This is a genomic window from Sphingobium rhizovicinum (genome assembly GCF_042647625.1).
In the GTDB taxonomy this organism is placed as follows: domain Bacteria; phylum Pseudomonadota; class Alphaproteobacteria; order Sphingomonadales; family Sphingomonadaceae; genus Sphingobium; species Sphingobium rhizovicinum.
Genome location: NZ_JBHRVU010000004.1, coordinates 1,056,201 through 1,076,648, shown reverse-complemented (window position 1 = coordinate 1,076,648; position 20,448 = coordinate 1,056,201). Strand labels below are relative to the sequence as shown.

Genomic DNA, 20,448 nt, shown 5'->3' with positions numbered 1-20,448 from the left:
CCTCATTCCGCCGGAACGGCGCCGACGGGCGCCCGGGCCGCCGGGACAGCGTTGGTGAGCGCAGGCTCAGCCGGGGATGGCGCCCCGCCCTGCCCCCGCATTGCCGCCTGCAACTGCGCCTGATCCAGCTTTCCTTCCCAGCGCGAGACGACGACCGTTGCCACCGCATTGCCGATGAAGTTGGTCAGGCTGCGGCATTCGCTCATGAAACGGTCGACGCCCAATATGAGGGCCATGCCGGCGACGGGCACGGAGGGGACGATGGAGAGGGTCGCCGCCAACGTGATAAAGCCCGCCCCGGTCACGCCTGCCGCACCCTTGGACGACAGCATGGCCACGCCCAGGAGCAGGATCTGATCGCCCAGAGAAAGGTCGACGCCGGTGGCCTGCGCGATGAACAGCGCGGCCAGCGTCATGTAGATATTGGTGCCGTCCAGGTTGAAGCTGTAGCCGGTCGGCACGACCAGCCCGACGATCGACTTGGGGCAACCCGCGCGCTCCATCTTCTCGATCAGGGCCGGCAACGCGCTTTCCGACGAGGATGTGCCGAGCACCAGCAGCAATTCGGTCTTCAGATAGCGAATCAGACCAAAGATGGAGAAGCCGGCGGCGCGGGCGACCAGCCCCAGGATCACGACCACGAACAGCGCGGACGTCAGATAGAAAGTACCGACCAGAAAGGCGAGATTGGCGAGCGTTCCGACGCCATATTTGCCGATGGTGAAAGCCATCGCGCCAAATGCGCCGACGGGCGCGGCCTTCATGACGATGGCGACCAGCTTGAACACCGCCGTCGAAACATCGTCCAGCAGGTCCAGCACGCGCGCGCCGCGATCGCCGACCAGCGCCAGCGCGACACCGAACAGGATGGCCACGAACAGCACCTGAAGGATATTCCCGCTGACGAAGGCGGACAGAAAACTCTCAGGGATGATGCCGGTCAGGAATCCGGTCAGCGTGCTGTCATGCGCCTTCTGCGCATATTCGCTGACCTTGCTGGCGTCCAGCGTGGCGGGATCGATGTTCAGGCCCGCGCCCGGCCGCACCACATTGGCGACGATCATGCCGACGATCAGCGCCAGCGTGGAGAAGAACAGGAAATAGGCAAAGGCTTTGCCCGCGACCCGGCCGACGCTGGCAATGTCGCGCATGCCGGCAATGCCGGTGACGATCGTCAGGAAGATGACCGGGGCGATGACCATCTTCACCGCCTTGATGAAGGCGTCGCCGACCGGCTTCATCGCCTCGCCCAGTTGCGGCGCAAAATGGCCGAGCGCCACGCCGGCGATGATCGCCAGCAACACCTGCGCATAGAGATGGAGATACCAGGGCCGTCGCACGGCTGGCGCATCGGATAAGGAGGAAATCTGCATGACAGGTCTTTCTGGCCCTCGCCAAAAGCCTTCCCGCCTTCTTGATCGGACGGGTCGGGGATTGAGGCGGCCAGTATCGAGCCATGGAAAAGACCGGGCAAATTGCCCAAGAAATTCAATTATATTTATATATTACAGTATCTTAATTCACAATCCGATCAAATCCACACCTTTAAAAGTGCATGTTTCTGTCCATGTCAATCAACCAATGTGCAGAAATTTGCACATGGACCCGCAACAGGATATGCAGCCCCATGGACCGCACGCGTTTCCCGACTCGCCTTATGTGGATCGCTCTGTTCCTGGGCGTGGGCGGCGGCCTGTTATGGGCATCAGGCAAGGTCGCCGAACGCAACGCCATCGCCCGGCTGAGCGCGGAAACGCGCGGCGCGGCGATCCTGCGTCAGGCCTATTTCAAGAGTGAGATAGAGCGGTTCCGCCTGCTGCCTGTCGCGCTGTCCGACGACAGCGATCTGGTCGCCGGCCTCACCGGATCGCAGGCCGCCCTGCGGGCGCTGGACCGCAAGCTGGAGGCGCTGGCGCGGACCACCGGCGCGGCGCAAATTTATGTCCTCGATGCTTCTGGCCGCACCGTCGCATCCAGCAACTGGGGCAGCGCGCGCAGCTTCGTTGGCCAGGACTATTCCTTCCGCAACTATTTCAAACTGGCCGCCGCCCATGGATCGGGCGCACAATTTGCGCTCGGCACGATCAGCGATCGCCCCGGCATGTATCTGTCGCGCCGGTCGCGTGGCGGCGGTTATGTCGTGGTGAAGCTGGAATTTGACGGCATTGAACAGCAATGGGCGCGACTGGGGGAAATCACCTTCATCACCGGACGCGAAGGCATCATCCTGATCACCAGTCGGCCCGACTGGCGTTTCACCACCATTCATCCGATTTCCGCGCAAGCCAAACAGCGGTTTCGCGCAGAGCTTCAGTCCGGCCGCGGATCATTGCTGCCCGTTCCGTTGCAGGGGATGGGCGATGCCGACGGCCGGCAGATCGTCAGCCCCGCCGATGATCCGCGCCGTCGCCTGCTGTGGCAATCGGTGCCAGCGGGCGAGCCGGGCTGGCAACTCACCATGCTCACCCCGCTGCATGGCGTGGAAAGCTTCGTCCGCACGGTCCGGCTGGCGACCATGTTGTTGCTGATCCTGCTCGCGGGCGGCTTCTGGATTTTACGTGAACGCGCGCTGCGCCGCGCCGAAGACGCCGCCACGGCAGCGGCGCGCACCAGCGAACTGGAAGCGATGGTCGCCGCCCGCACGCAGGAATTGCGCCGCGAGATGGAGGAGCGCGCCGCCAGCGAAACGCGCGCCGACACGCTGCGCGAAGGGTTGCGTCAGGCCAATCGGCTTGCCTCGCTGGGACAGATCACAGCCGGAATCGCCCATGAGACAGCTCAGCCCGTCGCCGCGATCCGCAGCTATGCCGCCAACGGCCGGCTGCTCATCGCGCGGGGAGACACCAGGGCCGCAACCGAAAATATGACGGCGATCGAACGGCTGACCGACCGGATCGGCAAGGTCACGGCCGAACTGAGAGGCTTTTCCCGCAAGGCAACAGGCGCAATCGACGCCATCCCGCTGGCCGGACCGATCGAGGGCAGCCTGCTGATCCTGAAATCGCGGCTGGCGCGGGTAGAGATGCGCCTGCCCGACCTGCCCGGCGACCTGCGCGTCCTGGCCGACACGATCCGACTGGAGCAGGTGCTGGTCAACCTCCTGCAAAATGCGCTGGAGGCGCTGGAAGGCGCAGCCGCGCCGTCCATCCAGATGACGGTCGCGATCGAGTGCGACATGGTGTTGCTTTCGTTGATCGACAATGGTCCGGGCATCGATCCGTCGGTGCAGGGGCAACTCTTCACCCCCTTCGTCACCAGCCGCCCGTCGGGTCTGGGGCTTGGTCTCGTCATCGCCAGCGACATCATGACCGACATGGGCGGATGGCTGCGCCTGTTGCCCAGCGAAACGGGCGCCCATTTCCAATTGAGTCTGAAACGCGCATGACCGCCAGGCCCCTGTCCCCGATCGCCCTCATCGACGATGACGACGATCTGCGCGCCGCCATGGCGCAAACGCTGACGCTGGCGGGGCATGACGTCCTGCCGTTCGCCCGCGCGACCGACGCGCTGGAGGCGATCCATGCCGATTTCGCCGGCATCGTCGTCAGCGATGTACGCATGCCGCATATGTCGGGCATCGATCTGTTCCGCGCGCTTCATGCACGCGACGCCGAATTGCCCGTCATCCTCGTCACCGGCCATGGCGACGTGCCGATGGCGGTGGATGCGCTCAAGGCCGGCGCATGGGACTTCCTCACAAAGCCCTTCGATCCAGATGCCCTGCTCGCCTCCGTCCTGCGCGCCAGCGAGAAACGACGGCTGGTCATCGAAAATCGTCGCCTGCGGGCGATGGTCGATACGGCCATCCCTTCCCCGCTGATCGGCCATTCTCCGCCGATCGAGCGGCTGCGCAACATGGTCGCGACGCTCGCCGACACGAATATCGACATTTTGGTGGAGGGTGAAACCGGCACTGGCAAGGAACTGGTCGCCCGAATGATCCACCAGCGCAGCCGCCGCGTCAGCGCCCCCTTCGTTTCCATCGCCTGCGCCGCCGTGCCCGATGCGATCGCCGAAACCAGCCTGCATGGCGAAAGTCTGGCCGGGCGCGCGCCCTTGGAGGGACGGCTGACGCGCGCGCATCACGGCACATTGTTCCTGGACGATGTCGATCAGTCAGGGTCAGCCTTGCAGGCGCATCTGATCCAGTTTCTGGAGGACCGACTGGTGCGCCCGATCGGCGCGCGCGAGCCGCAGCCCGCGGACCTGCGCGTCATCGGCTGCATGACCGGACAGGGCAATGCCGCGGCAATCCAGCCCGCTCTGCTCTATCGTCTGGCGGCTGTTCGGCTCCACATCCCCCCGCTGCGCGAACGGCGGGAGGATATTCCACTGATCTTCGCCCATCTGCTCGATGCCGCGGCGCACCGCTTCCGCCGGGAAGCGCCCCCGGTCAGCCGCGCCGTGCTCGCCCATCTGCTGGAACATGACTGGCCCGGCAATGTGCATGAACTGGGCCGCCTGGCGGAACGGCTCGTGCTGGGCCTCGAACAGGAAACGGCCAGCGACGTTGCACAACTGCCGCTCGACGATCGAATGGATGCGTTTGAGCGCATGGCGATCATTGATGCGATCCAGTCGGTCGATGGCGATATTGGCCGTGCGATTGCGTCGCTGGGACTGCCACGCAAGACCTTCTATTATCGGGTCAAGCGGCTGGGCATCGACCTGCGCCGGCTGCGCGGACTGGATGGATGATGGCTGGGGCGGCAGGATTCGAACCTGCGCATGGCGGCATCAAAAGCCGCTGCCTTACCGCTTGGCGACGCCCCAGCAGCGCCGACATCTTGGCCGGCGCGGGTCGCCATATAACGTGTGATTGGCGAAAGGAAAGCCTAGTCATGATAGTTTGATGACGCCAATATGCGTTTTGCTCCAATCGCGGATCATCCGCCTTCATCTCGGTCCCCATCATGTCCTCTGCCCAGATCGCGCCTGCATCCCCCCTGTTCCTGCGTGAGGATGAAATCAGGCGCGGGATCGAGATGCTCTATTTCGGCTATTCCGCCCTCACCCGTTCGATCGACGACGGCCTGGCCGCGCAGGGGCTGGGCCGGGCGCATCATCGCGCGCTCTATTTCATCTCGCGCCAGCCCGACCTGACGGTGAAGGAATTGCTGCGGTTGCTGGCGATCACCAAACAGTCGCTGGGGCGCGTCCTGAGCGAACTGACCGAGCGCGGCTATATCGAGACGCGCACCGGGGCCAGCGACCGGCGACAGAAGCTGTTACGGCTCAGCCCGGCCGGCAAGGCGCTGGAGGCCGAGTTGTTCCGGGCGCTGCGTGAAAAAATGGCGACCGCCTATGCCCAGGCGGGACAGGGATCGGTTACGGGTTTCTGGCGGGTGCTGGAGGGGCTGATCCCCGAAGGCGACCGGTCAATGGTGTTCGGCCTGCGCGGCGGAAAAGGTTAAGGCTGCGAAACCTTCTGCCCGCTTCTGCGCTTAGACCGCTCCATAGATGCGCAAGAGGAGCAAGATATGCGTAAACCCCTTCTCGCCGGACTGGCCATGCTGGCCGCCGTCAGCCTGTCCGCCTGCTCGGAAAAGGCGCAGGATAATGTCGAAAATGCCGGATCGACGATCGGCAATGATGTGAGCAACGCCGTGGACAGCGCGGGCGCGAAGATCGACAATGGGCTGGATCATGCCGGCCATGCGATCGACAACGGCATGGACAAGATCGGCGCCGCGACCGACAGGGCCGCCGCAGACGCCAAGCGCGAGGCCGGCGAAGCCAGGCAGGATGTCGGATCATCGCTGGAAAAGGCCGGCAAGGATCTGCGCAACGAATAATCTAAAACACGACGTTGCGGACGAAGCGGACCGGGCCGGTTTCGCGATTCGCGAACAGATAGGGGCGGTCGCTGGTGAAGATGAGAAAATCGCCAGCGGCCACCCGCGCGGGCGCCGCATCGTCCCGCTCCACCGTCAGCACGCCCTCCACGACATAGAGCATTTCATGCCAGTTGGCGGCGTCCGCTTCGGCCGGATAGACCTCCCCCGCGCCTAGCGACCAGGTCCATAATTCCGCTTCCCGCGCGGCGGGCACCGTGCCCAGCAGCGTCGCCCGACTATCAGGGCTGGTTCCGCGCCAAGCGAGGCTGTCGATCCGGCTGTTGTCCCGCATCTCCGGCGGACGGACGAGGCGCGAGAAACTGACGTCCAGCGCCTGCGCCAACCGATCAAGCGTCGACAGGCTGACATTCGCCTCCCCGCTCTCGATGCCGGAAATCATGCGACGGCTGACATCGGCTAGCGCCGCCAGCCCATCCTGACTGAGGCCGCGTTCGGCACGCAGGGCGCGTACATTGCCCGCGACATGGGCAAGGACATCTGGCCGCTCTTGGGTCGCGGCGTCTTGACTGTGCAATATAGTGCTCATAGGCCGATGTGCATTATGTTGCACAATGCCGCTCTCGACAAGCCCGCTCAGCCCATGCTGATGATCGGCCGCCCGGAACTTGCGCTGATCGGCGTGACGGTCCTGTGGGGCGGCACATTCCTGATCGTGCATCATGCGGTGCAGGCGACCGGGCCTTTCTTCTTCGTCGGACTGCGCTTCGGCACGGCGGCGCTGCTGGCGCTGCCCTTTGCCCTGCCCGTGCTGCGCGGACTGACCGCGCGGGAGATGCTGGCGGGGCTGATGATCGGGCTGGGCATTTTCATCGGCTATTCGCTCCAGACCTGGGGCCTGCAGACGATCAGCAGCAGCACGTCGGCCTTCATCACGGCAGCCTATGTGCCACTGGTGCCGATCCTGCAATGGATCGTGTTGCGGCGGCGGCCAAGGCTGGCCAGTTGGATCGGCGTGGCGCTGGCCTTTGGCGGGTTGGTGCTGATCGCCGCACCGAAAGAGGGGTTTGCGCTCGGCAAGGGCGAAGCGCTGACCCTGATCAGCACATTGGCGATCGCCCTGGAAATCATCTTCATCAGCCTCTGGGCGGGCAAGGTGAATGTTGCGCGGGTGACGCTGGTGCAGTTGGCGGCGACATCGCTGCTCGCCTTCGCCTGCATGACCCCGGCGGGTGAGGCGGTGCCGCCGTTCAACTGGACAGTGGTGCTGAGCGCATGCGGGCTTGGCGCGATGACGGCGCTCATCCAGTTCGTGATGAACTGGGCGCAGCGCAGCGTGTCCCCCACCCGCGCCACACTGATCTATGCTGGCGAGCCGGTATGGGCGGGGGTCATCGGCCGAATCGCGGGAGAAAGGCTGCCCTCGACCGCGCTGGTCGGCGGCCTGCTGGTGGTGGCCGCCGTGATCGTCAGCGAAATCGAGTTCAAGCGTAAGAAGAGCTAGCCCCGCCGAAACACCGGCGCGCGTTTTTCGAAGAAGGCGGCGAAGGCTTCCTGCGCTTCCGGCGAGGCGAGCGCGGCGCGGAACAGGGCGGCTTCCTCCTCGATCCGGGCGACCAGCGGCGCGGGATCGCCCTTCATCAGACGTCGGGTCGTCATCAGCGCCTGCGGCGGCTTGGCCATCAGCGCCGCCGCCTTGGCCCGAGCATGGGCCAGAAGGCCGTCCGCCGGAACAATCGCGGTCACAAGGCCCGCCCGATCCGCAGCGTCCGCATCCATCGGCTCGCCCAGCAGCAGCAGCGCCGCCGCCTTGGCATGGCCCAGCCTCGCGGGCGCAAGCAGGCTGGAGCCGGCTTCGGCCACGATGCCCAGGTTGACGAACGGCATGACAAAGCGCGCGTCGGGCGCGGCATAGACAAGGTCGCAGTGGAGCAGCATGGTCGCACCAACGCCCACGGCCAGCCCTTGCACCGCCGCAACGATAGGCTTGTCGAACAAGGCCAAAGCGAAAATGAAATCGAAGGCGGCCGCTCCGCCCTCTGGCCCGGCCATGAAGTCTTTGAGGTCATTGCCCGCGCAAAAGGCATCGCCCTCTCCCGCGAACAGCACGACGCCGATTTCCGGCCGGGATGCGGCATCGGCGAGCGCGGCGGTCATCGCGCGATACATGGCTCCGGTCAGAGCGTTTTTCTTGTCCGGGCGATCGATTCGAATTTCGATGACGCCCTGATTTTCGCTGATCGCGACATGCTCGCTCACGCGCAGCCTCTCCTTTTCATGGTCCAAGGGGAAATTGTTGGCGCAGTCCGTGCGCCCCGTCTATCCCCCGCCCGATCCGAAGCCCCACCCATCGCCCTGCCGGGAGTGCCGATGAACCGCCTGCGCCAAGCCCTCGACCCGTATCTGCTGCTGCTGATCGCGACCGTCGCCCTAGCGTCCATCCTGCCCGCGCGCGGCGATGGCGCGCGCATTGCCGATGCGATTGCCGATGCCGGCATCGTGCTGCTTTTTTTCCTGCATGGGGCGAAATTGTCGCGCGAAGCGATCTGGAGCGGGGCAAAGGCGTGGAAACTGCACCTCGCCACACTGGGCACGACCTTTGCCGTCTTCCCGTTGGTGGGTCTGGCGATCGCCCGATTCGGACTTGCGCCGCAGGATATGCAGGCGGGACTGCTGTTCCTGACCCTGCTGCCATCGACGGTGCAATCCTCCATCGCCTTCACCGCGATCGCGCGAGGCAATGTGGCGGCAGCGGTGGTCAGCGCGTCCTTTTCCAACCTGCTGGGCATTTTCCTGACGCCCTTGTTGGTCGTGCTGCTGATGCAGCGGAGCGACAGCGGAAGCCTGATTTCCCTGTCCTCGATCGAAGGGATCGTGCTGCAATTGCTGCTGCCCTTCATCGTCGGGCATCTGCTGCGGCCGTGGATCGGCGGCTTTGTGACGCGACATAAGGCGATGCTGGGCCGCGTTGATCGCGGATCGATCCTGCTGTTGGTTTACACCGCCTTCTCCGCAGCGGTGGTCGAGGGGTTGTGGTCAAAAATATCGGGTGCGGAACTGATGACGCTGGCAGGGCTTTGCATCGCGATATTGACGATCATCCTGCTCTTCACGCTGTTGCTGGGGCGGATGCTGGGCCTGTCGCGGGAAGATGCGATCGTGCTGCAATTTTGCGGGTCCAAGAAAAGCCTGGCGACAGGCGTGCCGATCGCAGGCGTGCTGTTCCCGGCAGCGGCGATCGGACCAATTCTGTTGCCGCTGATGATCTTTCATCAGATCCAGTTGATGGCCTGCGTCTTTCTGTCGCGGCGCTATGGCGCGCAGGCGGAATGAAACGCCGGGGAGAGTGAGACAGGGAGTGCGACACATATATCGACTTTGTCGAAAGACAGTTGTACATATGTATAAATAAAAGTCTTCGGGGGCAGACGCTGTGGTTCAAGGGGTGATCGCCGGGAATGATCCCGACGCAGGATGGAGCCTGCCAGCCTGGACCTATGCCGATCCCGAATTTTTCGCGGCGGAGGTGGAACGCATCTTTCGCCCGGCCTGGCAGATCGTGGCGCATGAGAGCGACATCCCCCTGCCCGGCGACTATCATGTCCTTGATTATATAGGGGAAAGTGTCGTCGTGATGCGCGGCGACGATGGCGGGGTGCGCGCCTTCACCAATGTCTGCCGCCATCGCGGGGCGCGGATACTGGACGGGACGAGCGGCTGCGCGAAGAAGCTGGTCTGCCCCTATCATGGCTGGACCTATGAAAAGGACGGTCGCCTGTCCGGCGTGCCGATGAAGGCCAGCTATGGCGACAGCTTCGCGCTGGCAGATCATGGACTTAGCCCGGTCGACGTCGAAAACTGGCAGGGTTTCCTGTTCGTGCGGCTGACCGATGATGGCGGGCCGTCCGTGGCGCAGATGATGGCGCCCTATTTGCAGGAGATTGCCGCCTATCGCTTCGCCGACTTGCGCGCGCTGGGGCGGGTGACGTTGCGGCCGCGCGATGTGAACTGGAAGAATATCGGCGACAATTATTCGGACGGACTGCATATCGCGGTGGCGCATCCGGGCCTCAAGCGGCTGATGGGCGACGGCTATGGCGTGGAGGCGTCGCTGCATGCCGACAAGATGTGGGGACCGATCCTCGATCGCCCGTCGGCCAACCTGTCCGAGCGCGCCTATCAGCATTTCCTGCCAGATGTGCCGCACCTGCCGCCCGAACGGCAAAGGCTGTGGACCTATTTCAAACTCTGGCCCAATTTCGCCTTCGACATCTATCCCGATCAGGTCGATTTCATGGCCTGGCTGCCGGTGTCGCCGACGCAGACCCTGATCCGCGAGATTTCCTACGCCCTGCCCGATGACCGGCGCGAGATGAAGGCGGCGCGTTACCTCAACTGGCGGATCAACCGGCAGGTCAATGCGGAGGATACGCAGCTGGTCGGGCGGGTGCAGGCCGGGATGGCCTCTGCCAGCTTCACCGTCGGGCCATTGAGCGAACAGGAAGTGGCGCTGCGGCATTTTTGCGGGCGGGTGCGGGAGATCATCCCGCAGGCGCGGCTGCATCGCGCGCCGGGAATGGGATGGTCGTCTTCTCACGCCCTATCCTCCAGCGAGAAGATGGAGATGCACATCAAGGCTAGCAACGCCCCGGCGGCCAGCCCCCACCCCAAGCCCTCCCCTGAAGGGGAGGGGCTTTCAAAGGGACGCCTTGCATGAGCAAATCCTACGACGCGGTCATCATCGGCGGCGGGCATAATGGCCTGACCTGCGCCTTCTATCTGGCGCGGGCGGGGTATAAGGTGCGCATCCTGGAGCGGCGCGATGTCGTGGGCGGCGCGGCGGTGACGGAGGAATTTCACCCCGGCTTCCGCAATTCGACCGCCAGCTACACGGTCAGCCTGCTCAATCCCAAGGTTATCCGGGACATGAAGCTGGCCGACCATGGCTATCGCGTGATCGAACGGCCGATCAGCAATTTCCTGCCGCAGGAAGATGGCGGATACCTGAAGCTGGGCGGCGGGCTGGAACGGACGCAGGCGGAGTTCGCCAAGTTCAGCGCGAAAGACGCGCAGGCGCTGCCGGCCTATTATGACGCGCTGGAAGTGGTGGCCGATGTGCTGCGCGATCTGGTGCTGAAAGCTCCGCCCAATGTCGGCGATGGCCTCACCATGATCGTCGATGCGCTGAAACAGGGGCGGCGCGTCGCGGGATTGGGGATCGAGCAGCAACGCGATGTGCTGGACCTGTTCACCAAATCGGCGCGCAGTTTCCTCGACAGCTGGTTCGAGAGCGATGCGGTGAAGGCGGCGTTCGGCTTTGACGCGGTGGTCGGCAATTACGCCAGCCCCGATACGCCGGGCAGCGCCTATGTGCTGTTGCACCATGTCTTTGGCGAGGTGAACGGCAAGAAGGGCGCATGGGGCCATAGCGTGGGCGGCATGGGCGCGATCACGCAGATCATGGCCAAGGTCGTGACGGCCATGGGGGTGGAGATCACATTGGAAGCGCCGGTCGCGTCGGTGCTGGTGGATGGCGACCGCGCGGTCGGCGTGCGGCTGGAGAGCGGCGAGGAGGTGATGGGCGGCGCGGTGATCGCCAATGTGGGGCCGAAACTGCTCTATGAGCGGATGATGGCCCCCGCCGACCTGCCGGCCGATTTCCTCAAGCGGGTGAAGGCGTTCAGGGCGGCATCGGGGACGTTCCGCATGAATGTGGCGCTGAATGCCCTGCCCGATTTCACCTGCCTTCCGGGGGTGGGCGAGCATCATCAGTCGGGGATCATCCTTGCGCCGACGCTGGACTATATGGACCGGGCCTTTCTGGATGCGAAGCGCGATGGCTGGTCGAAACAGCCGATCGTGGAAATGCTGATCCCGTCGACCATAGACGAAACGCTGGCCCCGACGGGATGCCATGTGGCGAGCCTGTTCTGCCAGCAATTCGCGCCGGAATTGCCGGATGGGCGATCATGGGATGAGGAGCGCGAGGCGGCGGCCGATGCGATCATCGCCACGGTGGAGGCGCAGGCGCCCGGCTTTGCGAAGAGCGTGATCGCACGACAGATTCATTCGCCGCTGGATCTGGAACGGAAATTCGGCCTGATCGGCGGCGACATCATGCATGGCAATCTGACGCTGGACCAGATGTGGGCGGCGCGGCCGGTGCTGGGCCATGGCGCCTATCGCGGGCCGGTGAAGCGCCTCTATATGTGCGGTGCGGGCACGCATCCGGGCGGCGGCGTGACCGGCGCACCGGGGCATAATGCAGCGCGCGAGGTGCTGCGCGACGGGACGCTGATCGGGCGGTGGCGGCGGCGGTAGGGCGGCTATCGGGAAGGTGAAGGGCCGAATGGCGTTCAGATTATTCTTCTACCGTTCGGGCTGAGCCTGTCGAAGCCCCGTCCTTGCTTCTTGCCAGTTTCACGATCTGATCCCAGTCACCGCGGATCAGCGCCATTTTCTTTGCCCGGCTCCATCCTTTGATGCGGCGCTCCATTTCGAGCGCATCAATCCGTTGAGGGAAACATTCCGCCCAGACGAGTTTGACCGGCAATCGATCATGGGTGAAGCCGGGGATCACTCCCTGCTCATGCTCCGCAATGCGCCGGTCCAGATCGTCGGTATGGCCGACATAGAAAGCGCCACCCGCGCAGTGCAGCATGTAGGTCCAGAAGCTCATCACAGCAGAAGAACAAAAGAACAGCCCTTCGACAAGCTCAGGGCGAACGGGGTTCAAGTATATGCAGTTGACGCCTAATCACTGGTCAGGCAGATTTTGCGCATGATGCAGGCCGAGCAACAACGCCTTCGAGAAGAGGCATTGCGCCGGATTTGCGCCATGCGCCGCCCTTTGCCCAAAAACTGGCGCTTCAATCGGGATGAGGCGAACGAACGCGACTGACGCCGATCCGCTTGCCCTCCCCTGCTCCCTCCCCTACAGCACCGGCTCATGCCCGACATTTTCATTCCTGACGCGACTCCCGAACTGACTGGCCGGGCGTTGTTTCCGCATCGGCATCTGCTGTCGATCGCCGACCTCAAACCCTGGGAAATCCGGTTTTTGCTGGACGAGGCCGAACATTGGGCCGCGACCAACAAGGGGCAGGCGCGCAAGCATGACGGGCGGCTGGCGGGGATGACCCAGATCAACGCCTTTTTCGAGAATAGTACGCGCACCCTGCTGTCGTTCGAAATTGCCGGCAAGCGGCTGGGCGCGGATGTGGTCAATATGGCGGCGGCGACGTCCAGCGTGAAGAAGGGCGAAACGCTGATCGATACGGCGATGACGCTGAACGCCATGGCCGCCGATGTGATCGTGATCCGCCACGCCAGTTCGGGCGCGGTGCGGCTGATCGCGGACAAGGTGGATTGTCCGGTGCTGAACGCGGGCGATGGCTGGCACCAGCATCCGACGCAGGCGCTGCTCGACGCGCTGACCATCCGCCGGCGCAAGGGGAGTTTCGAGGGGCTGGTCGTCGCCATCTGCGGCGATGTGCTGCATAGCCGGGTGGCGCGGTCGAACATGCTGTGTCTGGCGGCGCTGGGCGCGCAGGTGCGCGCGGTGGCCCCGCCGACTTTGCTGCCGCCCGAGGTCGAGATGCTGGGCGCGACGCCCTATACGCGGATGGACGAAGGGCTGGAGGGCGCGGACGTCGTGATGATGCTGCGGCTTCAGAATGAGCGGATGGACGGCGCCTTCATCCCGTCGGCGCGCGAATATCATGCGCTTTACGGCCTGACGCCCGAACGGCTGGCGATCGCAAAGCCCGATGCGCTGGTCATGCATCCCGGCCCGATGAACCGGGGCGTGGAAATCACCAGCAGCGTGGCGGATCATCCCGATCGTTCGGCGATCACCGAACAGGTGGCGATGGGCGTTGCGGTGCGCATGGCGTGTCTGGACGTATTGACGCGCAGTGCGCGGGGTGTGGAGGGCTGGGCATGAACAAAGTCTCCACCTCCGTTCGGGCTGAGCCTGTCGAAGCCCTGCTCTTATCATGCACGCCACGGTCAAAAGAAAGAACGGCCCCCTTCGGCGAAGCTCAGGACAGGCTTCGACAGGCTCAGGGCGAACGGGTTGGGAGTGCGGCGCGTGACTAACACCATCGCCATCATCAACGGCAGGCTGGCCGATCCCGCCGGCGACGTGCTGACGCTCGGCGCGGTGCTGATCGAAGGCGACCGGATCGTCGCGGCGGGTGATGTTTCCGTGCCGGCTGACGCGCGGACGGTCGATGCGCAGGGGCTGGTGGTTGCGCCGGGCCTGATCGACCTGGGCGTCTTCGCCACGGACAAGCCGGCCTTTCATTTTGGCGGGATCACGCGCGCGGCTCTGATGCCGGACCAGCGCGCGCCGCTGGACGAGGTGGGCCTGATCCGGGAGGCGACGCGCGCGGGCAAGCCAGATTTCTGGGTCCACCCGATTGCGGCGGCGACGCGCGGTCTGAAAGGCGCTGAAATGGCCGAGATGGGCCTGATGCAGATGGCAGGCGCGAAGGCCGTGGGCACCGGACGCCAGTGGATCGCGGATTCGGGCGTGATGCTGCGCGTGCTGGCCTATGCCAGTGGGCTGGGCCTGACCGTCATCGCCCATGCCGAGGATGGCGGGCTGACCGCCAAGGCGGTGGCGACCAGCGGCGAGACGGCGACGCGGCTTGGCCTGCCGCACGCGCCGGCCTGCGCCGAGGCGATGGCGATTGCGCGCGATCTGATGCTGGTGCGCCAGACCGGGGCGGCGATCCATTTCCGGCTGGTGACGACGCAGGCGGGGTTCGACCTGATCCGCGCGGCCAAGGCCGAAGGGCTGAAGGTGACGTGCGGCATCAGCCCGGCCTATCTGTTCCTGAACGATCAGGCGGCGACCGATTTCCGCACCTTTGCCCGCCTGTCGCCGCCGCTGCGCGACGAGCGCGACCGTCAGGCATGCCTGACGGCGGTGGCGGACGGCACGGTCGACGTCATCACATCCAGCCATGATCCGCGCGGGCCGGAGGACAAGCGCCTGCCCTTCGCCGATGCTTCGCCCGGCATGGCGGGGGCGGAAACGCTGCTGGCGCTTTCGCTCAATCTGGTGCGCGAAGGCCATGTGTCGATGGGGCGGCTAATGACGCTGCTGAGCGCCAATCCGGCCAGGATATTGGGGGTCGATGCAGGCGGCTTTGCGCCCGGCAGTGCGGCGGACCTGATCTTCGTCGATCCCGATGCGCCCTGGATCGTGGACAGCGCGAAGATGGCGGCGGCGGCAGGCAACACCCCGTTCGACAAGCTGCCGGTGCAGGGCCGCGCGCGCCGCATCATGAAGGGCGGCGTGTTTCTGTAGGGGCAAGCGCCTATAGAAAATCCGTTCGCTTCGAGCAGGTTCGAGCAACGTCGAGAACCGGCTGTCGAGAAGTCAGCGTGTGCGTTCTCGACAAGCTCGAACCGAACGGAAATGGTGAGAGGGGGACGCATGGGGCGCAAAGCCTCATCCCTCCGCCCTACCCTGATCGATCAGGCGCCGAAGCCGCCGTCGATCGTGTGCATGGCGCCGGTGATGATGCCTGCTTCGGGACCGGCGAGATAGGCGGCCAGGCCGGCAATTTCCTCGCCCGTGGCGTGGCGCTTGATCGCCATGAAGCCGTGCATCAGGCTGGCCATCGGACCGTCGGCCGGGTTCATATCCGTATTGGTCGGGCCGGGCTGGATGATGTTGACGGTGATGCCGCGCGCGCCGAAATCGCGGGCCAGACCGCGCGCCATGCCCTGAAGCGCGGACTTGGTGAGGGCATAGGCCGCCCCGCCTTCGAACGGCATGCGATCGGCATTGACCGATCCGATCACGATGATGCGGCCGCCGTCGCGCATCTGCCGCGCCGCTTCGACCGCGGCATGATAGGGCGCGCGGACATTGATGTCGATCATGCGGTCGACCGCGTCAGCGTCCAGGCTGAGCGCGTCGCCCAGCACCAGCGCGCCGGCATTGACCACCAATATGTCGAGCGCGCCCTGCGCGGCGACCACATCGATCACCTGCTGACGATCGGCGGCGTCGGACTGGATTGCGGTGCTGCCGGTATCGGCGGCGAGCGCCTGCGCGGCGTCATGCGATCCGGCATAGGTGAAGGCGACCTGCGCACCATCGCCAGCAAAGCGGCGGACGATGGCGGCGCCGATGCCGCGGCTGCCGCCCAGAATGAGAGCCTTTTTGGAAGAGAAGTCGGTCATGTCGTGCGTCCTTGCTAAATTTGTAATGATCGCTATATAAATCAGCGACAGACATCGTCAAGGTATTTTTGTAGTGACCGTTAAAGAAAAATCGAAGCCCCGTGGCCGCCCCCGCGCCTTTGACCGGGAGGCTGCGCTGGACCGGGCGCAGGCGCTGTTCCATGCGCAGGGTTATGAGGGCGTGGGCGTGGCGGCGCTGGCCGAGGCGATGGGGGTCAATCCGCCCAGCCTCTACGCCGCCTTCGGCAGCAAGGCGCAATTGTTCGAGGAAGTGCTGGACCGGTATGCCCGCGCGGCGTTGCCGGTCGATGCGCTGCTGCACGATGGCGCGCCGCCGGCCGCCGCGCTGGCGGCGCTGCTGCGGGAGGCGGCTTATATCTATACCGAAGATCCGCACGCGCCTGGCTGTCTGGTGCTGGAGGGCGCGCGCGGGGCCGATCCTGACGCCGCCTTGCGCGCGCGGGTGTGGCGCGAGGCGAGCGCGGCGCGGGTGCGCGCCTTCGTCGCGACGACCCATCCGGCCAGCGCCGATGTGGTGGCCGACTATATCGTGTCGATCATGTCCGGCCTGTCCGCCGACGCCCGCGCCGGCCATGTACGCGCACGGCTGGTTGCGGTGGCGGAGATGGCGGCGCTGGCGATCGAGGCGATGCTGGGTCGGGTTGAATAGCCATCATTGCGGGCGATGCCCCTTGCGCCATTTGGTCCAGAGATGGCGGGCCAGCATCAGCGGCGGCATGCGCAGCCAGTGGGAGCGGACATAGAAGGCGAAGACGAGAGCCTTGCGCGTTTCCCGGCCCCAGCCGTCGCGCGCCAGCAACCGCGCGCGCGCCAGCCGGTCCCACAGTGTCAGCGCTGCGCCATCGCCATAGAGCGCGGCCGCCAGACGCCGCGCCTGCGCAACGGGACGGGCGAGACCATGGCGCTGCGCCCGCGCCGTCAAGGCGGCGGGATCGGCGTCGGGCAGCAGGCAATATATATCCCACAGATTGCGCAGGCCGCCCTGCATGTCGCCATCGGCCAGCATATGGGCGACCGAATGGACGATGCGATCTTCGGCCGACAATATATATAACCCATTGGCTATGGGAACGGCGTCGGCGATCATCGCGGCGGCATCCGGCGTCTGGCGCGCGGTCAGCGGCAGGATGGTGTGATGCACGTCGATCATCCGGTCGCGCTCGACATGGATCATCGGCGGCAGTTCATGCATCCATTGGCGATAATAGGCGTCGTCATAGGCGTCTTCCTTCACCCATTCCCAGCCGGAAGCGATCAACGCCTTTTCCACCGCCGCTATCGCACTGCGCGGCACCAGAATGTCGAGATCGCCGATGAAACGCCCCTGCCCCGCCGCCAGCGCGTCCGCGACATAGGCCGTGCCCTTGAGCAACACCATGCGCACGTCGAGGCCAGCGAGCGCCAGCGCGGCGCGATCCGCCTCCCACAGGGCCTGCTGCGCTTCGCGCGCGGCGTCATTCTGCGCATCGGTCAGGATTGGGCGGACGGCTGAGGGGACATGCGCCGGGTCCAGCCGATGGGCGAGCGTGGCGATCAGCCGTTCGGCGCGCGCGGCGGCTATCAAGCCGTTCCACGCTTGCGCGTCCAGCCCGGCGACGCAAGCGGGATCGCGCAGCGCCCGGACCAGCAGCGCCGCGCTCATGCCAGTTCCTCCCACAGGCGGTCGACCATGGCGAAGGCGGCTTCGCCCGAGGGAAAGTCAATCGCGCGGGCAGGAACGGAGGTCACGAAACGGGTGAGGCCCGCAAAGGCCGGCTCGCCCAGCGCGACATAGTTGGTCGAGGCTTGCGTGAGGCGCATGAAGATTTCCCCCTGCCCCAGTTGGCGCACCGCCGCGCCATGGCCGAAGCGGGGAAAGAGCAGCAAAGCGGGCATGCCGCCCTGATCCATGCGGGCGACGGCGTCTGCGCGCGGCATCATGTGGCGAATGTCGCCCTTGGCCGTGGCAGTAAGCAGCGGTCCCATCCGCGCATCCCCCACGGCATCCGAAACGACGCCGATCGCCTGATTTTTGAGGCTGACGAGGCGCGGAAAGGGCAGGATCGCGCCGCTTTGCAGATCGAGCAGGGCAAATTCATCGCCCATGAAGCGCCAGCCCCGTTCCCCCAGCAGAGCGGCCAGCGTCGATTTGCCCGACCCCGATTCGCCGGTCATCACCAGCACGCGGCCGTCCTTCTCCACGCTCGACGCATGGAGCAGCAGGTGCCGGCGCCAGCCCAGCGCCATTTGCAGGTTCATCCCCATTTCCGCCGCGAGCAACCCATGGGCCAGGCTCATCGGCGCGGCGTCGGCCAGGCCATGGTCGCCGGTGATGAAGATGGAGGGGCGCACGAAACGGCGCAACAGGCTGGTCGGCTGGAGCCGCACGGTGAAATCGGCGATCGCGCCATCGACATCGGGATAGGCGGCGTAGAGCTGGCGCAGTTGCGCGATCGGCTGCGGCCAGGCGGAACCGATGCGGAAGGTTGCCGGGCCGATACGCAGGGTGACGGCGTGCCTCATGCCCGGCGCACCAGCCCCAGCGCGACCAAAGCATCGAGGTGCGCGGCGATCTCCACCATGGCTTCATCCTGCGGGCCAAGGTCGAACTCGCGGGCCAGCCGGTCATGCACATCGCCCGCGCTGAGCGCCACGCCATCGGCCATCTGGGCCAATATCTCGGGCACCGGACTGATCACCATATGGGTCTGGCCCGACCGGCGATGATAGAGAAGGACGAGATCATCGAGCGTGCAGGACGCCACCGCATCCGATGAGTCCCGGCGATAACGGGGTGTCGCGTCCAAATCCGGGGCCTTCCTTCGACTGCTCCCTTCGCTCTATCGAGGAAAGTCGTAGCCAAGTCCCTAAGAGGTTTTTGGGAAAATGCGCGAAAGAGCGCATTTTCATGGCGGCACCGACCTTCAACCGAGGCACGTGACTCGTTTGAACCCCACCCGACCACCCATCAGGATACCATGTCTGGGCGGTCGGGTGAGGGTGCGGGCCGGTGCGGATGCGCCAGAGGCGCATTTCCAGACAAACTCAGGACAAGGCTGGCGATGGTCGCCCCTGCTTCGCCGGAGCACCAGCCAGCGATTCAAAAGCACGCAGATAGCGGTCGAGCGCGCGGTCGACGCCATGGTCGCGCACCGCTTCGGCGAGGCGGACGGCCGGAACCGGCTGCGCCAGCGTGCGCTCGATCGCGCGGGCGAGCGCTCCTGCGTCGCCCACCGGGACCGGCGGATGCTGGCCGGCGTCGGACAGGATCGGGCGGATATTGGGGGTTGAATCGGTGGCCACCACCTGCGCGCCGCAGGCCAGCGCCTCGATCAATGTGGCGCACAGCCCTTCCCAGCGGGATGGCTGGATCAACAGGTCCGCCTGTCCCATCAGGCCCGCCAGCGCATCGGGGCAGCCGACATAGCCGGCAAAATCGACCCGGTCGCCAATGCCCAGCGCGTCGCATCGCCCGCGCAGCGCGCCCAGCAGCGGCCCCTGCCCGGCGATGGTCAGCCGCCAGTCGAGATGCGGCAGGCGGGCGAGAGCGGCCAGCGCCGTCGCCTGATCCTTTTGTGCGGCCAGCCGCCCGACCATCAGCAGATGATGCGGACGATTGCCCGCGCAGGCGGGACGCGCAGCCTGCACCCGCTCCATCGCCGCAGTGACGGTCGGGCGCGGCAGCAGGCGCGCCTCGCCACTATCGGCCAGCAGCGCCCGGTCATGCTCGCCCATGACGATGGTGAGGTCACACAGGCGCGCGATGGTGCGGAATTTGGCGAGCCGCGCCCAGGCGCTCAGCCCCTGCTGGCCGGGCCGCACGATCGGGTTGGAAATGCGGCCGACCGCGCGCGTATCGCTGCCAAGAGCAGCCAGCGCCACCAGCATATTGCTCTGATTGCCGGCGGAATAGAGAATGTCGGGCCGATGCCGCCGCACCATGGCGGTCAGCGCGGGAAACTGACCGATCATCGACAGGCGGCGCTCCCCGCCGGGGGAGGCGACACGGCGCACCGTCAGCGCCGAATCGATCAGATGGGCGGCCGGGCCATCCAGATGCGCCATCCAGAGTTCGACCGGCACGCCGCGCCGCAGCAGATGATTGGCGAGCAGGATGGCGACGCGATCAAGCCCCCCATCCCCCGGCTGATAGAGATAGACCGCGACCGAAAATGCGCGCCCCATGGGACGGCGGAACTGGAACATGCGCAACCCTTGTCTCAACCTGCGACCGTTGCAGGGTGGACGGCGTCAACGCGGACATTCCGTATGCGTTCAAATCGTTACGTTTGGGACGAACGGTTCAGCGTCTGTTTGGAAAATGCGCGAAAGAGCGCATTTTCGTTGCGGCACCGGCCCACGCCCCCACCCGACCGCCCACGAGAGTATCCTGATGGGTGGTCGGGTGGGGGCGTGGGCCGGTGCGGATGCGCCAAAGGCGCATTCCCAA

General features: G+C 65.3%; 20 protein-coding genes and 1 tRNA gene. 11 read left to right on the top strand and 10 right to left on the bottom strand.

The features are described 5' to 3' along the window. Nucleotides 1-2: 2 nt before the first annotated feature. Nucleotides 3-1,373, bottom strand: coding sequence for a dicarboxylate/amino acid:cation symporter (locus ACFOKF_RS06590; RefSeq protein ID WP_380794176.1), 1,371 nt, complete (start codon nt 1,371-1,373; stop codon nt 3-5). 254 nt (nt 1,374-1,627) lie between these two features. On the opposite strand from ACFOKF_RS06590, the gene ACFOKF_RS06585 reads away from it, so the two are divergent. Together ACFOKF_RS06585 and ACFOKF_RS06580 are read left to right on the top strand one after the other, a co-directional pair. Further along, nucleotides 1,628-3,385, top strand: coding sequence for a sensor histidine kinase (locus tag ACFOKF_RS06585; protein ID WP_380794173.1), 1,758 nt, complete (start codon nt 1,628-1,630; stop codon nt 3,383-3,385). Then, a complete protein-coding gene (locus ACFOKF_RS06580; RefSeq protein ID WP_380794170.1) occupies nt 3,382-4,698 on the top strand; it encodes a sigma-54-dependent transcriptional regulator in 1,317 nt (438 codons plus the stop codon). The genes ACFOKF_RS06585 and ACFOKF_RS06580 overlap by 4 nt, the downstream gene beginning before the upstream one ends. Here the strand turns inward: ACFOKF_RS06580 and ACFOKF_RS06575 are convergent. Then, nucleotides 4,699-4,773, bottom strand: a tRNA-Gln gene (locus ACFOKF_RS06575). A gap of 140 nt (nt 4,774-4,913) precedes the next feature. On the opposite strand from ACFOKF_RS06575, the gene ACFOKF_RS06570 reads away from it, so the two are divergent. Both ACFOKF_RS06570 and ACFOKF_RS06565 read left to right on the top strand, forming a co-directional pair. Further along, nucleotides 4,914-5,414 (top strand): MarR family winged helix-turn-helix transcriptional regulator, encoded by a 501-nt coding sequence (locus tag ACFOKF_RS06570; RefSeq protein WP_380794167.1) that lies wholly within the window; start codon nt 4,914-4,916, stop codon nt 5,412-5,414. 66 nt (nt 5,415-5,480) lie between these two features. Next, nucleotides 5,481-5,795, top strand: a complete 315-nt coding sequence (locus ACFOKF_RS06565; RefSeq protein WP_380794164.1) for a hypothetical protein — start codon at nt 5,481-5,483, stop codon at nt 5,793-5,795. A gap of 1 nt (nt 5,796) precedes the next feature. Here the strand turns inward: ACFOKF_RS06565 and ACFOKF_RS06560 are convergent, their stop codons facing one another. Then, nucleotides 5,797-6,372, bottom strand: a complete 576-nt coding sequence (locus tag ACFOKF_RS06560) for a helix-turn-helix domain-containing protein (protein WP_380794161.1) — start codon at nt 6,370-6,372, stop codon at nt 5,797-5,799. A 27-nt stretch (nt 6,373-6,399) separates the two neighbouring features. On the opposite strand from ACFOKF_RS06560, the gene ACFOKF_RS06555 reads away from it, so the two are divergent. Continuing rightward, nucleotides 6,400-7,299, top strand: a complete 900-nt coding sequence (locus ACFOKF_RS06555; protein ID WP_380794158.1) for a DMT family transporter — start codon at nt 6,400-6,402, stop codon at nt 7,297-7,299. On the opposite strand, the gene ACFOKF_RS06550 is transcribed toward ACFOKF_RS06555, so the two are convergent. Next, a complete protein-coding gene (locus ACFOKF_RS06550; RefSeq protein ID WP_380794156.1) occupies nt 7,296-8,054 on the bottom strand; it encodes an enoyl-CoA hydratase-related protein in 759 nt (252 codons plus the stop codon). The two genes, ACFOKF_RS06555 and ACFOKF_RS06550, sit on opposite strands and share 4 nt — an antisense overlap. Before the next feature lie 111 nt (nt 8,055-8,165). Between ACFOKF_RS06550 and ACFOKF_RS06545 the strand changes: the two genes are divergently transcribed. From ACFOKF_RS06545 to ACFOKF_RS06535, 3 genes are all read left to right on the top strand, one after another. Then, complete coding sequence (locus ACFOKF_RS06545; protein WP_380794153.1) at nt 8,166-9,128, top strand: bile acid:sodium symporter family protein; 963 nt, start codon at nt 8,166-8,168, stop codon at nt 9,126-9,128. Nucleotides 9,129-9,228: 100 nt separating this feature from the next. Continuing rightward, entirely contained in the window at nt 9,229-10,512 is a 1,284-nt protein-coding gene (locus ACFOKF_RS06540; protein WP_380794151.1) for an aromatic ring-hydroxylating oxygenase subunit alpha, read from the top strand. Then, complete coding sequence (locus tag ACFOKF_RS06535; RefSeq protein ID WP_380794149.1) at nt 10,509-12,116, top strand: phytoene desaturase family protein; 1,608 nt, start codon at nt 10,509-10,511, stop codon at nt 12,114-12,116. The genes ACFOKF_RS06540 and ACFOKF_RS06535 overlap by 4 nt, the downstream gene beginning before the upstream one ends. 40 nt (nt 12,117-12,156) lie before the next feature. Here the strand turns inward: ACFOKF_RS06535 and ACFOKF_RS06530 are convergent, their stop codons facing one another. Beyond that, on the bottom strand, nt 12,157-12,456 hold the full coding sequence (locus ACFOKF_RS06530; RefSeq protein WP_380794147.1) for a GIY-YIG nuclease family protein: 300 nt from the start codon (nt 12,454-12,456) through the stop codon (nt 12,157-12,159). A gap of 288 nt (nt 12,457-12,744) precedes the next feature. Between ACFOKF_RS06530 and ACFOKF_RS06525 the strand changes: the two genes are divergently transcribed. Then, nucleotides 12,745-13,740: an aspartate carbamoyltransferase catalytic subunit gene (locus ACFOKF_RS06525; protein WP_298399715.1), complete on the top strand. Its 996-nt coding sequence runs from the start codon at nt 12,745-12,747 to the stop codon at nt 13,738-13,740. Nucleotides 13,741-13,887: 147 nt separating this feature from the next. Next, nucleotides 13,888-15,114: a dihydroorotase gene (locus ACFOKF_RS06520; RefSeq protein WP_380794145.1), complete on the top strand. Its 1,227-nt coding sequence runs from the start codon at nt 13,888-13,890 to the stop codon at nt 15,112-15,114. A 170-nt stretch (nt 15,115-15,284) separates the two neighbouring features. On the opposite strand, the gene bdcA is transcribed toward ACFOKF_RS06520, so the two are convergent. After that, the gene (gene bdcA, locus ACFOKF_RS06515) at nt 15,285-15,998 is read right to left on the bottom strand and encodes an SDR family oxidoreductase (RefSeq protein ID WP_380794142.1); all 714 of its coding nucleotides are present in this window, start codon (nt 15,996-15,998) and stop codon (nt 15,285-15,287) included. Nucleotides 15,999-16,071: 73 nt separating this feature from the next. On the opposite strand from bdcA, the gene ACFOKF_RS06510 reads away from it, so the two are divergent. Beyond that, complete coding sequence (locus tag ACFOKF_RS06510) at nt 16,072-16,668, top strand: TetR/AcrR family transcriptional regulator (protein ID WP_380794140.1); 597 nt, start codon at nt 16,072-16,074, stop codon at nt 16,666-16,668. A gap of 3 nt (nt 16,669-16,671) precedes the next feature. Here ACFOKF_RS06510 and ACFOKF_RS06505 read toward each other — a convergent pair whose 3' ends face one another. The 4 genes from ACFOKF_RS06505 to ACFOKF_RS06490 all read right to left on the bottom strand — a co-directional run bounded on the left by ACFOKF_RS06505 (nt 16,672) and on the right by ACFOKF_RS06490 (nt 20,204). Beyond that, entirely contained in the window at nt 16,672-17,661 is a 990-nt protein-coding gene (locus ACFOKF_RS06505) for a nucleotidyltransferase domain-containing protein (RefSeq protein ID WP_380794138.1), read from the bottom strand. Beyond that, on the bottom strand, nt 17,658-18,521 hold the full coding sequence (locus tag ACFOKF_RS06500; RefSeq protein ID WP_380794136.1) for an HprK-related kinase A: 864 nt from the start codon (nt 18,519-18,521) through the stop codon (nt 17,658-17,660). Before ACFOKF_RS06500 ends, ACFOKF_RS06505 begins: the two co-directional genes overlap by 4 nt. Beyond that, nucleotides 18,518-18,805 (bottom strand): HPr-rel-A system PqqD family peptide chaperone, encoded by a 288-nt coding sequence (locus ACFOKF_RS06495; RefSeq protein ID WP_380794134.1) that lies wholly within the window; start codon nt 18,803-18,805, stop codon nt 18,518-18,520. Before ACFOKF_RS06495 ends, ACFOKF_RS06500 begins: the two co-directional genes overlap by 4 nt. A 238-nt stretch (nt 18,806-19,043) precedes the next feature. Beyond that, entirely contained in the window at nt 19,044-20,204 is a 1,161-nt protein-coding gene (locus ACFOKF_RS06490; protein WP_380794133.1) for a glycosyltransferase, read from the bottom strand. Nucleotides 20,205-20,448: the final 244 nt, after the last annotated feature.